Below are 14,420 nucleotides of genomic sequence, written 5' to 3'. Positions count from 1 at the left end.
CCGGACTGCCGTGAACCGGAGGGGATGGATGTTCACCGGAATCATCGAGGAACAGGGCGCCGCCGTCGCGCTGCTCGAACTGGAAGGCGCGGCCCAGCTGCGGATCAGGGCCCGACAGGTCCTGGGCGGGCTGAAGCCCGGCGACTCCGTCGCCGTCAACGGCGCCTGCCTGACCGTGATCGAGTTGCACGAGGACGGCTTCACCGTCGACGTCATGCCGGAGACGCTGCGGCGTACGACGCTGGGCGGGGTACGGCCGGAGCAGGGCCTCAATCTCGAGCGCGCGGTCGTGGCCGGCGGCCGGCTGGACGGCCACATCGTCCAGGGACACGTCGACGGCGTCGGCACGATCAAGTCGCGCACCCCCGGTCCGCGCTGGGACGACGTGGTGATCACCGTGCCCGCCGAGCTCGCGAAATACGTTGCGGAGAAGGGATCCGTGGCAGTCGACGGGGTGTCGCTCACCGTGACCGAGGTCGGCGACGACTCGTTCGGGGTCTCGTTGATCCCGACCACGCTCGACGTCACCACGCTGGGCAAGCTGCAGCCCGAGGTCGCGGTCAACCTCGAGGTCGACGTGATCGCGAAGTACGTGGAGCGGCTGCTGCACCAGACCGAGCGGGTGGGATCATGATCAACTCCGTCGAGGAGGCGCTGGCCGCGCTGCGCGACGGCCTGCCGGTGCTGGTCGCCGACAACCCCGACCGGGAGAACGAGGTCGACGTGATCGTCGCGGCCGACCGGGTCACGCCGCACTGGTTGAACTGGACGATCCGGCACTCCTCCGGCTTCGTCTGTGCACCGATGCCCGCGGCCCGTGCGGACGCGCTCCGGTTGCCGCTGATGGTGCCGCACTCGGAGGATCCGCGGCGCACCGCGTACACGGTGACCGTCGACGCGGCCACCGGCATCAGTACCGGGATCTCGGCCGCCGACCGGACCCGTACCCTGCGCGTGCTGGCCGATCCGGAGTCGGTCCCGCAGTCGCTGATCCGGCCGGGACACGTGCTGCCGTTGCGTTCCGTACCGGGCGGCGTGCTGGCCCGGGCCGGGCACACCGAGGCGGCCACCGACCTGGTCCGGCTGGCCGGCACCGGTGCGGTCGCCGGGATCGCGGAGCTGGCCAACGAGGACGGCGAGATGAGCCGGCTCGCCGACGGTGAGCGGTTGGCCGCCCGGTTCGATCTTCCGTTGATCACGATCAGCGACCTGATCGCCTGGCGCCGGGACCATGATCATCAAGCGGTCGCGGAACTGGAAGCGGTGCTCGGGACGAGCGAACGGGCCACGCTGCCGACCGAGTTCGGCGACTTCACCGTGCAGGCGTACCGCGATCCGGCGACCGGTGATGATCATCTGGTGCTGACCTCAGCCACACCGGTCAGCGGCATCCCGCTGGTCCGGGTGCATTCCGAATGCCTGACCGGCGACGCCTTCGGCTCGCTGCGCTGCGACTGCGGCCCGCAGCTGCGGGCGTCGCTCCGGGCCACCGCGGCCGAGGGCGGGCTGATCGTCTACCTGCGCGGGCACGAGGGCCGCGGGATCGGGCTACTGGACAAGATCAACGCCTACCGGCTGCAGGACGACGGCCGGGACACGGTCGACGCCAACCTGGAGCTCGGCCTGCCCGCCGACGCCCGCGATTTCGGTGCCGCCGGCCGGATCCTGCGCGCGCTCGGCATCCCGGAGGTACGGCTGCTGACCAACAACCCGGACAAGATCACCGCGCTGGTCGCGACCGGGGTCTCGGTGGCCGAGACCGTACCGCTGCGGGTCGGGCTGGACCCGCACAACCGCGACTACCTGATCACCAAGCGGGACCGGCTCGGCCACCGGTTCGGCACCACTCTGGAGGACGACACGATCATGATCAAGAACGGTTCGAGGCTGACCGAGAACGGAGCCCGCCGATGAGCGGCGAGGGCGCACCCGACCTGAACACCGACGGAGCCGGGCTCCGGATCGTGGTGGTCGCGGCCAGCTGGCATACGACAGTGATGGACGGCCTGATCGGCGGCGCGCTGCAGGCGCTGGACCGGTCCGGCGCCGCGGTCGAACTGATCCGGGTCCCCGGCTCGTTCGAACTCCCGGTCGCCGCCGCCCGGGCCGCGGCGTCCGGCGCCGACGCCGTCGTCGCGCTCGGCGTGGTGATCCGCGGCGGCACGCCGCATTTCGAGTACGTCTGCCAGGCCGCCACCGTCGGCCTGACCGAGGTCAGCCTCCGAACCGGCGTCCCGGTCGGCTTCGGCGTCCTCACCTGCGACAACGAACAGCAGGCCCTGGACCGCGCCGGCCTGCCGGACTCCAAGGAGGACAAGGGCCGCGAAGCCGCCGAAGCCGCCCTGGCCACCGTCCGAGCCCTCACCTAAACCGCCGACCGGTCACAAAAGCAGCGTTTTTGGCGGCGTGTCGCTGCGGAAGTGACCGGTCGATCGGGGAATTGAAGCATCGTGGTCGACGTTCTGGGCCGCGAAGCCCGCCCAACCACCAGCCCAAAGCCGCACCCGCGACCGTTCCGCCCAACCGCGACCGTTGCAACGATCGCGGACGCGAGGAACTGTCGCGGATCGCAGTCGGACAGCACCAGCCCGAAGCCACAGCCGGACGGGGCGCGGACACGGCACGAGGTCGCGGATACCGGGCTGGGTGGCCGAACGGGCCTGGACATGGATGCGGCCCTGCCGGGGAGCTCCCCTGCAGGGCCGCAATCACGTCCGAACCCTCACCCACTGGTCACTTACGCAGCGACACGCCGCAAAAAACGCTGCTTTGGTGACCGGTCGGCGGGATTGGGGAGGGTCAGGCGGCGTCCAGGTCTACGTCGATCTCGGCTACGCTGCCGCGGGCGGCTACGACGGCGCGGTCGGCCTTGGCGCCGGGCGCCAGGGTCCGCAGGGTCCAATTGCCGTCGCCGGCGAAGAACCGGAAGTGGCCGGTCGCCGAGGTGGGCACCTCCGCCGTGAACTCGCCGCCCGAGTCGAGCAGCCGGACGTAGGCGTTCGGGACCGGGGTGCCGCCGCGCAGCACCCGGCCCTGGATCACGGCCTCCTTCGTCACGTCGACACCGGCCAGGGCGAGCCCGCCTTCAGTCGCTCCGCACATGATCAACTTCCTTTCGTCGTCGTTGGCGTCAGGCCTGGCCGGGCTCGTCGCCGACGGCCACCGGCACGCCGACCAGCGAGCCGTACTCGGTCCAGGAACCGTCGTAGTTCTTCACGTTCGGCTTGCCGAGCAGCTCGTGCAGCACGAACCAGGTGTGCGCGCTCCGCTCGCCGATCCGGCAGTAGGCGATGATGTCCTTGTCCAGATCGAGGCCGGCCTCGCTGTAGAGCTGGGTCAGTTCCTCCGGCTTCTTGAACGTGCCGTCGTCGTTGGCCGCCTTGCTCCACGGCACGTTGGCCGCCGTCGGCACGTGGCCGCCGCGCTGGGCCTGCTCCTGCGGCAGGTGGGCCGGGGCGAGCAGCCGGCCGGCGTACTCGTCGGGGCTGCGGACGTCGATCAGCGCCTTCTGCCCGATCGCGGAGACGACCTCGTCGCGGAAGGCGCGGATCTCCAGGTTCGGCTCCTGCGCGGTGTAGCTGGTGGCCTCGCGGTTCGGGGCCTCCGTGGTCAGCTCGCGGGCATCCAGTTCCCACTTCTTGCGACCGCCGTCCAGCAGCCGGACGTCGGCGTGGCCGTACAGCTTGAAGTACCAGTACGCGTACGCGGCGAACCAGTTGTTGTTGCCGCCGTACAGCACCACCGTGTCGTCGTTGCCGATGCCGCGCTCGGACAGCAGCTTCTCGAATTGGGCCTTGTTGACGAAGTCGCGGCGGACCGGGTCCTGTAGGTCGGTCTTCCAGTCCAGCTTGATCGCGCCGGCGATGTGGCCGCCGTCGTACGCGCTGGTGTCCTCGTCGACCTCGACCAGGACGACCTTCGGGTCGTCGGCGTGCGCGGCGACCCAGTCGGCGTCGACGAGAGCGTCGACGGCGGTTTGCGTGTTGCTCATAGGTGGCTTCTCCTGAGTTCGGATGGATGGCGAGGGACACCCCGGCCCGGGTGCATGTGCCCGGGGCGGGCCGTGACTGGCGAAGTGAGGAAACGCGTCAGCGGCCGTCGGCGGGGCACGACCCCGGACAGAACGACGACCGCATGCGGCAGAGATCGACCGCGAGCCGGCGGGTCAGCAGGGACCCAAGGCGGTTCGTGGACATGCTGGTCACTGTACGGGCGACTTCCGACCCTCCTCCGAGCCGTCTCGCATCCTGACCTCCTTGACCGTGATTTGAGACACCTTCCGCGCGCGACTCTGCGCAACGCGCAGGGTCCGGATTACGGACGCTCAGCCCCCGGCGAACGGCGGCAGCACCTCCAGCTCGACGGACCCGGTGACGGGGCCGTCCAGGTCCTCCTCGTGAGCGGCGCGGCCGTCGATCAACAGTGACGACGCGGCCAGCACCCGGTCGAACCCGGCATCCGCGCGCCGCCGCCGAGCCTGGTCCAGCGCCTGCCGCGGGGTGTCGGCGACGACCTCCTCCAGCGCCGTTCCGGCGGCCGCCTTGGCGCCCGCCCAATAGCGGATCCGTACCGTGCCCATGGGCGCCAGTCTGGCCGACGTGGACGAGAAATCGTTCACCCGGGGCCGGGGGTGATTTGGGATCGGCTTCACCGACCGGTCAGAATGTGTCCATCGGGGACACAGAAGGAGACCGACATGGCCACCCTCTTGTTGTTGACCAACGACACGAGCGCGTCTGCGGAAATCCTTCCAGCGTTGGAGTTGCTACCGCATCAGGTGAAGATCGCACCGGCTGAGGCGACCGCACTGCTGGACGCCCCGGCGGCCGACGTGATCCTGCTGGACGCCCGCCGCGACCTGGTCGGAGCCCGCTCGTTGTGCCGGCTGATCGGCACCACCGGCAAGGACGGCCCGCTGCTGGTGATCGCCAGCGAGGGCGGGCTGACCGCACTGTCGGCCGACTGGGGCTTCGACGATCTGCTGCTGACCACCGCCGGTCCGGCCGAGGTCGACGTACGGCTTCGGCTGGCGCTCGCGCCGACCGCCGCCGCGGCGACGGAGCCGCTGATCGACACCGGCCACATCGTGATCGACGAGGCGGCCTACTCGGCGAAGCTGGACGGTGAACAGCTCGACCTGACCTACACCGAGTTCGAGTTGCTGAAGTATCTGGCCCAGCACCCAGGCCGGGTGTTCAGCCGGCAGCAACTGCTCAGCGACGTCTGGGGGTACGACTACTACGGCGGCACCCGGACCGTCGACGTGCACGTCCGGCGGCTGCGGGCCAAGCTCGGCCCCGAGTACGAGTCCGTGATCGGCACCGTCCGCAACGTCGGCTACCGCTTCGTCGCCCAGCCCGACCGCCGGGCCCAGGCCGACGAGCCCGAAGCTCCGGCCCACACCAACCCTCCGGATCGTTCGGAGAGCCGCGCCGACGGTTGATACCTCAGTGGCTCGACAGAGCTCAGGTCCGCGGGCTGCGGCTGTCAGCGCCCTCGCTCGGCGCGCTTCCGTTCCCGTTCGATCAGCCGTCGCATGTGGGCCGGGATGGTTCCGGGCGGGCCGGCGGTCCGCAGGTACTGCACCCCGGCGAGCACCTGACCGCCGATCGCGCAGACCAGGCCGAGCGTGGTCAGCACCGCCGAGGTCGACGACCAGCCCGATTCCCGGCTGGCCGCCATCGCCGCGAGCAGGGCGACCACGGCGAGCAGGTACGACACCCAGTGCGCCACGTACGAGATCAGGGCGAGCCGGTTCAGGTTCCGGTCCGGGCCGCCGCGCCACTCCGCGAAGGCCAACTGCCAGCAGACCAGCTGCCAGCCCGCGACCACGAGCAGCAGGATCCCGGCGACCAGGGCGACGACCGCCGCCGCCGGACCGGTGCCTGACCCGGCGAAGACCGGGAACGTGATCAAGGCCGCCGCGTCCAGCACCACGGCCGCCGCGGCCACCGCGACGCCGATCCGGGTCAGCAGCAGATGCGGCCGCATCCGTTCCACGGCGGCGTCCTGCACCGCGCGTCCGTACTCGGCGATCTGGTCGGGCCGGTATTCCTCGTCCAGCATGGCCGTCAGCCTAGTGCTTCGGCTCAGGTCCGCCGGCGCCCTGCCGTTACGGTTGCCCTCATGGCTCCCCGCATCGTCCGTACCGCCGCGATCTCAGCCACCGAGGTGCCCGCCATCCACCGCTTGGTCGGCGAGGCCGAGGAACGGGACGGATTCGGCGCGATCAACGAGGCCGGGCTGCTCGCTCTCGCTGCGGGCACCCCGGCCGAACACGCGCTCGCCGTCGAGGACGACCGCCTGATCGGGTACGGCCAGTTGCTCGACGGCACCGGCAGCCTGGTCGTCCATCCTGATCATCGCCGGCAGGGCATCGGCACGGCGATCCTCGAGGCCTTGCTGGAGACGCTTCGACAGCCTCAGGGCACGACGACGGTCGCGTTCTGGGCGACCCGGGACACCGCCGCCGCGCAGGCGCTCGCGGCCCGGCACGGCCTGACCCGCAGCCGCGAGCTGTTGATCATGAAAAGGTCGCTGGCCGATCTTCCGGAACCGCCGCCGGTCCCTGCCGGGGTTGAGATCCGGCCGTTCCGGGTCGGTACCGACGAGGAGCCCTGGCTGACCGTGAACGGGCGCGCCTTCGCGCACCATCCGGAGCAGGGCGGGATCACCCGGGCCGACCTCGACCAGCGGATCGGGCAGGACTGGTTCGACCCGGCCGGCTTCCTGGTCGCCTACGCCGGACCGACCATGATCGGCTTCCACTGGACCAAGCAGCATCCCGGCACCCTCGGCGAGGTGTACGTGATCGGCGTCGACCCGGACCGGGCCGGCGGCGGCGTCGGTGCCGCCCTGCTGTCCCGCGGACTGAGCCACCTGGCGTCCCGCGGCGACACCGAGGTGATCCTGTACACCGAAGGTGACAACACCGGCGCGATCGCGCTCTACCAGCGGTACGGCTTCGCGATCGTCTCCTCCGATGTCATGTACTCAACAACAGCGATTCACGGTAGGTGATTACGATGCGTTTCGGGGGACCGGGAGGAATCGTCGAGCGGTTCCGCCGTTATCGCAGCCGCCACACGGAGCAGGAGACTCAGGAGGGTGCTGAGACCATGAGCGCTGGCGACTTCGACGCCGGACTGAGTTTCGACACGGGCCTCGCCGAGGCCTACGACGACGACCGGCCCACCGCGGACTCCCCCGACCTGCTGCCGTCCGGCCCCGAACTGCCCCCGGACCGGTTCCTGGACCGGGAGCTGTCCTGGCTCGCCTTCAACAACCGGGTGCTCGACCTGGCCCGCGACGCCGACCGGATCCCGCTGCTGGAGCGGGCCAAGTTCCTGGCGATCTTCGCGTCCAACCTGGACGAGTTCTACATGGTGCGGGTGGCCGGCCTGAAGCGCCGGATCGCGGCCGGCGTGGCCGTACCGACGATCAGCGGCATGATGCCGCGCGAGGTGCTCACCAAGATCCTGGACCGGACCCGGGAGCTGTACGCCGAGCAGACCCGGATCTTCACCAGCGAGATCCGGCCCGAGCTGGCCAAGTACGGCATCGAGATCCTGCGCTGGGACGAACTGGAGCCGGCCGAGAAGAGCCGGATGGACGAGCTGTTCGCGGACCGGATCTTCCCGGTGCTGACGCCGCTCGCGGTCGACCCGTCGCACCCGTTCCCGTACATCTCGGGCCTGTCGATCAACCTCGCGGTCCTGGTCCGCAACCCGACCACCGGCAACCGGCAGTTCGCGCGGGTCAAGGTGCCGACCGTGCTGCCGCGGTTCCTGTCGCTCTCCGAGGGCCGCTACGTCGCCCTCGAGGACGTCATCGCGCACCACCTGGACCAGTTGTTCAGCGGCATGCAGGTGATCGGCCACTACACGTTCCGGGTGACCCGGAACGAGGACGTCGAGGTCGAGGAGGACGACGCCGAGAACCTGCTGGTGGCGCTGGAGAAGGAGCTGCTGCGGCGCAAGATCGGCCGGCCGCCGGTGCGGCTGGAGGTCGAGGACGACATCGACCCCAAGATGCTGGACCTGCTGATCTCCGAGCTCGACATCAGCGAGAAGGAGGTCTTCCTGCTGCCCGGCCCGCTGGACCTGGGCGGCCTGTTCTCGCTGACCGGCGTCGACCGGGCCGAGCTCAAGTACCCGACCTTCCTGCCGGCCACCCACCCGCACCTGGCCGAGGTGGAGACGGCCCGGCCGGCCGACATGTTCGCCGCCCTGAAGCAGCGCGACGTGTTGCTGCACCATCCGTACGACTCGTTCTCGACCAGCGTGCAGCGGTTCATCGAGCAGGCGGCCGACGACCCGCACGTGCTGGCCATCAAGCAGACGCTCTACCGGACTTCCGGCGACTCGCCGATCATCGACGCCCTGATCGAGGCGGCCGAGGCCGGCAAGCAGGTGCTCGCGGTGATCGAGATCAAGGCCCGGTTCGACGAGCAGGCCAACATCGCCTGGGCCCGCCGGCTGGAGCAGCACGGCTGCCACGTCGTGTACGGGATGGTCGGCCTGAAGACGCACTGCAAGCTGTCCATGGTGGTCCGCGACGAGCCGGACGGGCTGCGCCGCTACGCGCACATCGGCACCGGCAACTACAACCCGAAGACCGCCCGGCAGTACGAGGACCTCGGCCTGCTGACCGCCAACCCGATCGTCACCGACGACATCGGCCGGTTGTTCAACCACCTGTCCGGGATGAGTCAGGAGACCAATTACCGGCGGCTGCTGGTCGCGCCGGACGGGATCCGGACCGGGCTGCTGGACCGGATCGCGGCGGAGATCGCCAACCACCAGGCGGGCCGCCCGGCCGGGATCAAGATCAAGGTCAACTCGCTGGTCGACGAGGCGATCGTGGACGGGCTCTACCGGGCCTCCCAGGCAGGCGTACCGGTCGATCTCTGGGTCCGCGGCATCTGCACCATCCGGCCCGGCGTGCCCGGCCTGAGCGAGAACATCCGGGTCCGCAGCATCCTCGGCCGGTTCCTCGAGCACAGCCGGATCTTCTGGTTCGCCAACGGCGGCTCGCCGTCGGTCGGCATCGGGTCGGCGGACCTGATGCACCGCAATCTCGACCGCCGGGTGGAGGTGCTGGTGTCGATCACCAACCCGGCCCACATCGACGAGATCAGCGGACTGTTCGACCTCGCCTTCGACGACCGTACGGTCTGCTGGCTGCTCGACACCGAGGGCCGCTGGACGCCGCGGACCACCGACGCCGACGGCAGCCCGCTGCTCGACCTGCAGGAGTTCCTGATCAACGCCAAGACCCGCAGACGTCCCAATTCGCCACCCGAGCGCGCCTCCCGGACGTGATCGCCGCGGCCGGCACCATGATCACCGCGGCGGGCGCCGTGATCACCCGCGGCACCGGACCCGAGACCGAGGTCGCGGTCGTGCACCGGCCGCGCTACGCCGACTGGTCGCTGCCCAAGGGCAAGCCCCGGCCGGCCGAGTCGCTGCCGGCCTGTGCCGTCCGCGAGGTCGCCGAGGAGACCGGCCTGACCGTCCGGCTCGGCGCTCCCCTCGACTCGGCTCGGTATCAGCTCGACGGCCGGGACAAGCGGGTCGACTACTGGCGGGCCGACGTGGTCGCCGGGGAGCCGTTCCGGCCGAGCGACGAGGTGGACGAACTCGGCTGGTGGCCGGTCGCCGATGCGGCGCTCCGGCTCTCCTACCCGCACGACCGGTTCCTGGTCGGCCAGCTGGCCGAGGTGCCGGACACGGTGCCGCTGGTGATCGTCCGGCACGCGAAGGCGATGGACCGGTCGACCTGGACGAAGTCCGATCTGGCCCGCCCGATCGTCGCCCTCGGGCGCCGGCAGGCCCAGCTGTTGGTCCCCCTGCTCCGGGCGTACGGGGTCGAGCGGCTGATCAGTTCCCCGGCGATCCGCTGCGTCAGCACCCTGCAGCCGTACGCTGCGGAGCGGCACCTGGAGATCATCCAGGTCCCCGAGCTGACCGAGGAGCGCGGCAGCGACGACCCGGCCGGTGTCGCCGCCGTGATCACCGAACTGGCCGGCCGGGTGGTCGAGCGCCGGATGCCGGCGGCGCTCTGCGGTCACCGGCCGGTGCTGCCGCACGTGCTGGCCGCGCTCGACGTACCGGAGCGGCCGTTGCGGACCGCGGAGCTCATCGTGGCGCATCTCAGCCCGGCCGCGAAGGATGAGCCGGACAGGTCGTACATCTCGGCGGTGGAGACGCACCGGGTCAACCCGTGACGACATCCTTCGTTCACCGTTTGTTCATCTTTGTGGGTCGGTCGCTTCACACCTCACTCCTACTGTCGGTGGCGAAAGTCAGGGCCGACAACCACGTTTCACGCCCAGAGGGGAACCTTGTGAAGATCTCACGCTTCGGCGCTTCCGTCGCCGTACTCGCCGCGCTGTCGCTCGGCCTATCGGCCTGCGCCGCCAACGAAGCCCCGGACCCGGGCACCGGCGGTGGCACCACCGGAAGCAGCCTGAGCGGCCAGCTGGCGGGGGCCGGCTCCTCCGCGATGGCCAGCGCGCAGGAGACCTGGGCCGCCGAGTTCCAGACGAAGAACCCGGGGGTCACCGTCAACTACTCGCCGGACGGCTCGGGCGCCGGCCGCGAAGCCTTCGCCGGTGGCGGCGTCGACTTCGCCGGCTCCGACCGCGCGATGAAGCCCGAGGAAGTGGCACCGGACGCGCTCGCGAGTTCCCGGTGCGCCCCGGACTCGATGGCGATCAACCTGCCGGTCTACATCTCGCCGATCGCGGTGATCTACAACCTCGAAGGCGTGGAGGAGCTCAACCTCGACGCCGCCACGGTCGCGCAGATCTTCTCCGGCAAGATCACCAAGTGGAATGACCCGAAGATCAAGGCGCAGAACGCCGACGCGCAGCTGCCCGACCTGAACATCACCGCGGTCCACCGTGCGGACGACTCGGGCACGACCGAGAACTTCACCGAGTACCTGAGCCAGCTGGCCTCGAAGGACTGGCCGCACGAGCCGGACGGCGTCTGGCCGATCGAGGGCGGCGAGGCTGCCCCGCAGACCTCCGGCGTGGTCGACGCGGTGACCAACGGCACCGGCACCATCGGGTACGCGGACGCCTCGCGCGCCGGTGACCTCGGGGTGGCCAACATCAAGGTCGGCGACAAGTACCTCAAGTACAGCCCGGAGGCCGCCGCCGCCATCGTCGACGCCTCGCCGCTGGACACCGAGGGCGGCGAGCGCAGCCAGTACGACCTCGCCTACAAGCTGGACCGCAAGGCCTCGGGCGACGTGTACCCGATCGTCCTCGTCGCCTACGCGATCGCCTGCGAGAAGTACAAGGACGCCAAGGCCGCCGAACTGGTGAAGTCGTACCTGGGTTACCTCGCCTCGACCGAGGGCCAGGCCGCGGCGAGCGAGAAGGCCGGCGCCGCTCCGCTGTCGGCTGAGCTGTCCGGCAAGGTCGCCGAGTCCATCGCGGCCATCTCCTGACCGGCCGAGCGCCGGGCGCTCCGCCACGGATGAGGGGGCTACGATGACCCAGACCTCCGCTTCGTCGACCCAGAGGGATCCCTTGTCCTCTTCGACTGGTTCGCCCGGCACGGCCGGCGCAGCATCCAACGAACTGCCGCAACCTCCCGGGCCGGGCCAGGCCCGGGAGGTCCGGCGGATCGGTGACCGGATCTTCTCCGGCCTGTCCACCGGGTCCGGCATCGCCATCCTGGCGGTGCTGGCACTGGTCGCCGGATTCCTGATCCTGCAGGGCATTCCGGCGCTGACCTCGCCGATCGAAGACCTGCAGTACAAGCAGCCGTTCTTCGAGTACGTCGCACCGTTCGCCTTCGGTACGGTCTGGGCGGCGTTCCTGGCCCTGGTGATGGCGGTGCCGGTCGCGATCGGCATCGCGCTCTTCATCTCCCACTACGCGCCGCGGCGCCTGGCCACCAGCCTCGGCTACGTGATCGATCTGCTGGCGGCGGTGCCGTCGGTGGTGTTCGGGCTCTGGGGCATCGGCGTGCTCGCTCCGCTGATGCAGCCGGTGTACCGCTGGCTGGAGGACAATCTCGGCTGGTTCCCGCTGTTCGCCGGCCAGGCCTCCGGCACCGGCCGGACCATCCTCACCGCCGCGATCGTGCTGGCGGTGATGATCCTGCCGATCGTCACCGCGCTGTCCCGCGAGGTGTTCCTGCAGACGCCGCGGTTGCACGAGGAAGCTGCCCTGGCGCTCGGGGCCACCCGCTGGGAGATGATCCGGATGGCCGTGCTGCCGTTCTCGCGCTCCGGCATCATCTCCGCCGCGATGCTCGGCCTCGGCCGCGCCCTCGGCGAGACGATGGCCGTTGCCATGGTGCTCTCCCCGTCGACGGTGATCAGCTTTGTGCTGATCAGTTCGACCAATCCGAACACGATCGCCGCGAACATCGCGCTGAGCTTCCCGGAGTCGTACAACCTCGGGGTGAATCAGTTGATCGCGACCGGCCTGGTGCTGTTCGTGATCACGTTGGCGGTCAACATGCTGGCCCGCTGGATCGTCAGCCGGCGCAAGGAATTCTCGGGGGCGAACTGATGGCGACCATTGCCGCGCCGGCTCGGCGCAACCTCTACACCGCCGGCAAACTGCCCGTCTGGGTGCTGCCCGTCGTCCTGGCGACCGCGCTGGTGCTGACCGGACTGCTGTTCGCGGCCCTCGGCGCGTTCGGCATCGGCCGCACCGTCGTCATCGGCGCGATCGTCTTCACGATCGCGATGGTGTTGATCTCCGGTGCTGTCGAGGGGGCCCGGAAGGCGAAGGACCGGCTGGCCACGATCCTGGTCACCTCGGCGTTCTGCCTGGCGCTGCTGCCGCTGGTCTCGGTGGTGTTCGAGACCCTGTCGAAGGGCCTGCCGCGGTTCGACATCGAGTTCTTCACCTACTCCATGCGCAGCATCGTCGGCGCCGGCGGCGGCGCGGTGCACGCGATCACCGGCACGCTGTGGACCACCGGGATCGCCACCGTGATCTCGGTGCCGATCGGGATCATGGCCGCCATCTATCTCGTCGAGTACGGCCGCGGCCGGCTGGCCCGGGCGATCACGTTCTTCGTGGATGTGATGACCGGCATTCCGTCGATCGTGGCCGGCCTGTTCGCGTACGCCCTGTTCGTGATCTTCTTCGGACCCGGCACCAAGACCGCAATTGCCGGCGCTGTGGCGCTGAGCGTGCTGATGATCCCGATCGTGGTGCGTTCCGCCGAGGAGATGCTGCGGCTGGTGGCGAACGAGTTGCGCGAGGCAGCCTATGCGCTCGGGGTGCCGAAGTGGCGCACCGTGGTCAAGGTCGTCCTCCCGACCTCTGTGGGCGGCCTGATTACGGGCGTCATGCTGGCAGTGGCTCGCGTCATCGGCGAGACTGCTCCGCTCCTCGTTGCAGCCGGCTTCACGCAGTCCCTGAACAGCAATCCCGTCAACGGGCCGATGATGACGCTGCCGGTGTTCGTCTTCCGGTCCTACGCCGACCAGGGCCAGGACGCGCAGGCGTACCTGGACCGGGCCTGGACCGGGGCGTTGACGCTGATCTTGATCGTGATGGTGCTGAACCTGACCGCGCGCCTGATCGCGTCCCGGTTCGCACCCAAGGGCCGTTAGCGGCGAGAGGAACCACTGAACCCATGTCCAAGCGGATCGAGGTCCACGACCTCAACGTGTACTACGGCAAGTTCAAGGCGGTGGAGGGGGTCAGCCTGACCGTCGAGCCGCGGACGGTGACCGCCTTCATCGGCCCGTCCGGCTGTGGCAAGTCGACGTTCATTCGGACCCTGAACCGGATGCACGAGGTGATCCCCGGCGCGTACGTCGAGGGTCGGGTGCTGCTGGACGGCGACAACCTGTACGGCCCCGGCGTCGACCCGGTCCGGGTCCGCCGGACCGTCGGCATGGTGTTCCAGCGGCCGAACCCGTTCCCGACGATGTCGATCAAGGAGAACGTGCTGGCCGGGGTCCGGCTGAACGGCCAGCGGCTGTCCGCGACCGCGTCGGCCGACCTGGTCGAGCGGTCGCTGCGCGGCGCGAACCTGTGGAACGAGGTCAAGGACCGGCTGAACTCGCCCGGCTCCGGACTCTCCGGCGGCCAGCAGCAGCGACTCTGCATCGCGCGGGCGATCGCCGTCCAGCCGGAAGTGATCTTGATGGACGAGCCGTGCTCCGCTCTGGACCCGATCTCGACGATCGCGATCGAGGACCTGATCGGCGAGCTCAAGGAGCAGTACACGGTGGTGATCGTCACCCACAACATGCAGCAGGCCGCCCGGGTGAGTGATCAGACCGCGTTCTTCAACCTGGCCGCGCAGGGCAAGCCGGGCCGGCTGATCGAGATCGGCTCGACCGAGAAGATCTTCTCCAACCCGGACGAAAAGGCCACCGAGGACTACATCACCGGCCGCTTCGGCTAGACCCGTCCCTGTGAAGAACCTGTC

15 protein-coding genes are annotated in these 14,420 nt (G+C 69.7%); 11 read left to right on the top strand and 4 right to left on the bottom strand.

The features are described from left to right. Positions 1 to 28 precede the first annotated feature (28 nt). Genes BKA15_RS22640 through ribH form a run of 3 tightly spaced genes read left to right on the top strand, consistent with a single transcriptional unit; the run spans position 29 to position 2,369 of the window. Positions 29 to 634 carry a riboflavin synthase gene (locus BKA15_RS22640; protein ID WP_179754598.1) on the top strand — a complete coding sequence of 202 codons (606 nt, stop codon included), beginning with the start codon at positions 29 to 31 and terminating at the stop codon, positions 632 to 634. After that, the gene (ribA, locus tag BKA15_RS22635) at positions 631 to 1,914 is read left to right on the top strand and encodes a GTP cyclohydrolase II (RefSeq protein WP_179754596.1); all 1,284 of its coding nucleotides are present in this window, start codon (positions 631 to 633) and stop codon (positions 1,912 to 1,914) included. Before BKA15_RS22640 ends, ribA begins: the two co-directional genes overlap by 4 nt. Then, on the top strand, positions 1,911 to 2,369 hold the full coding sequence (gene ribH, locus BKA15_RS22630) for a 6,7-dimethyl-8-ribityllumazine synthase (RefSeq protein WP_179754595.1): 459 nt from the start codon (positions 1,911 to 1,913) through the stop codon (positions 2,367 to 2,369). The genes ribA and ribH overlap by 4 nt, the downstream gene beginning before the upstream one ends. Before the next feature lie 430 nt (positions 2,370 to 2,799). Here the strand turns inward: ribH and BKA15_RS22625 are convergent, their stop codons facing one another. From BKA15_RS22625 to BKA15_RS22615, 3 genes are all read right to left on the bottom strand, one after another. Continuing rightward, the gene (locus tag BKA15_RS22625) at positions 2,800 to 3,102 is read right to left on the bottom strand and encodes a DUF1416 domain-containing protein (protein ID WP_179754593.1); all 303 of its coding nucleotides are present in this window, start codon (positions 3,100 to 3,102) and stop codon (positions 2,800 to 2,802) included. Between the two features lie 28 nt (positions 3,103 to 3,130). Beyond that, positions 3,131 to 3,991: a sulfurtransferase gene (locus BKA15_RS22620; RefSeq protein WP_179754591.1), complete on the bottom strand. Its 861-nt coding sequence runs from the start codon at positions 3,989 to 3,991 to the stop codon at positions 3,131 to 3,133. 333 nt (positions 3,992 to 4,324) lie between these two features. Then, positions 4,325 to 4,579 (bottom strand): MoaD/ThiS family protein, encoded by a 255-nt coding sequence (locus BKA15_RS22615; RefSeq protein ID WP_179754589.1) that lies wholly within the window; start codon positions 4,577 to 4,579, stop codon positions 4,325 to 4,327. A gap of 117 nt (positions 4,580 to 4,696) precedes the next feature. Here BKA15_RS22615 and BKA15_RS22610 point away from each other — a divergent pair, with 117 nt between their 5' ends. Further along, complete coding sequence (locus BKA15_RS22610; RefSeq protein WP_179754587.1) at positions 4,697 to 5,443, top strand: winged helix-turn-helix transcriptional regulator; 747 nt, start codon at positions 4,697 to 4,699, stop codon at positions 5,441 to 5,443. Positions 5,444 to 5,487: 44 nt separating this feature from the next. Here the strand turns inward: BKA15_RS22610 and BKA15_RS22605 are convergent, their stop codons facing one another. Further along, complete coding sequence (locus tag BKA15_RS22605) at positions 5,488 to 6,066, bottom strand: hypothetical protein (RefSeq protein WP_179754585.1); 579 nt, start codon at positions 6,064 to 6,066, stop codon at positions 5,488 to 5,490. Positions 6,067 to 6,126: 60 nt separating this feature from the next. Here BKA15_RS22605 and mshD point away from each other — a divergent pair, with 60 nt between their 5' ends. The 7 genes from mshD (at position 6,127) to pstB (ending at position 14,396) form a co-directional block, all read left to right on the top strand. Beyond that, complete coding sequence (mshD, locus tag BKA15_RS22600; RefSeq protein ID WP_179754583.1) at positions 6,127 to 7,020, top strand: mycothiol synthase; 894 nt, start codon at positions 6,127 to 6,129, stop codon at positions 7,018 to 7,020. 98 nt (positions 7,021 to 7,118) lie between these two features. Beyond that, positions 7,119 to 9,323, top strand: a complete 2,205-nt coding sequence (locus BKA15_RS22595) for an RNA degradosome polyphosphate kinase (RefSeq protein WP_179754581.1) — start codon at positions 7,119 to 7,121, stop codon at positions 9,321 to 9,323. Then, positions 9,320 to 10,228 (top strand): NUDIX hydrolase, encoded by a 909-nt coding sequence (locus BKA15_RS22590; RefSeq protein ID WP_179754579.1) that lies wholly within the window; start codon positions 9,320 to 9,322, stop codon positions 10,226 to 10,228. The genes BKA15_RS22595 and BKA15_RS22590 overlap by 4 nt, the downstream gene beginning before the upstream one ends. A gap of 119 nt (positions 10,229 to 10,347) precedes the next feature. Continuing rightward, positions 10,348 to 11,460 carry a phosphate ABC transporter substrate-binding protein PstS gene (gene pstS, locus BKA15_RS22585; protein WP_179754577.1) on the top strand — a complete coding sequence of 371 codons (1,113 nt, stop codon included), beginning with the start codon at positions 10,348 to 10,350 and terminating at the stop codon, positions 11,458 to 11,460. An 82-nt stretch (positions 11,461 to 11,542) separates the two neighbouring features. Continuing rightward, positions 11,543 to 12,535, top strand: a complete 993-nt coding sequence (pstC, locus tag BKA15_RS22580; RefSeq protein ID WP_312879206.1) for a phosphate ABC transporter permease subunit PstC — start codon at positions 11,543 to 11,545, stop codon at positions 12,533 to 12,535. Further along, positions 12,535 to 13,593, top strand: coding sequence for a phosphate ABC transporter permease PstA (pstA, locus tag BKA15_RS22575; protein ID WP_179754573.1), 1,059 nt, complete (start codon positions 12,535 to 12,537; stop codon positions 13,591 to 13,593). The genes pstC and pstA overlap by 1 nt, the downstream gene beginning before the upstream one ends. 23 nt (positions 13,594 to 13,616) lie before the next feature. Further along, a complete protein-coding gene (gene pstB / locus BKA15_RS22570) occupies positions 13,617 to 14,396 on the top strand; it encodes a phosphate ABC transporter ATP-binding protein PstB (protein ID WP_179754571.1) in 780 nt (259 codons plus the stop codon). The last annotated feature ends 24 nt before the right edge of the window (positions 14,397 to 14,420 follow it).

Source organism: Microlunatus parietis (genome assembly GCF_013407955.1).
Taxonomy (GTDB): Bacteria; Actinomycetota; Actinomycetes; order Propionibacteriales; family Propionibacteriaceae; genus Microlunatus; species Microlunatus parietis.
The sequence above is the reverse complement of the archived record's forward strand: the minus strand, read 5'-3'. Positions and strand labels throughout refer to the sequence as shown.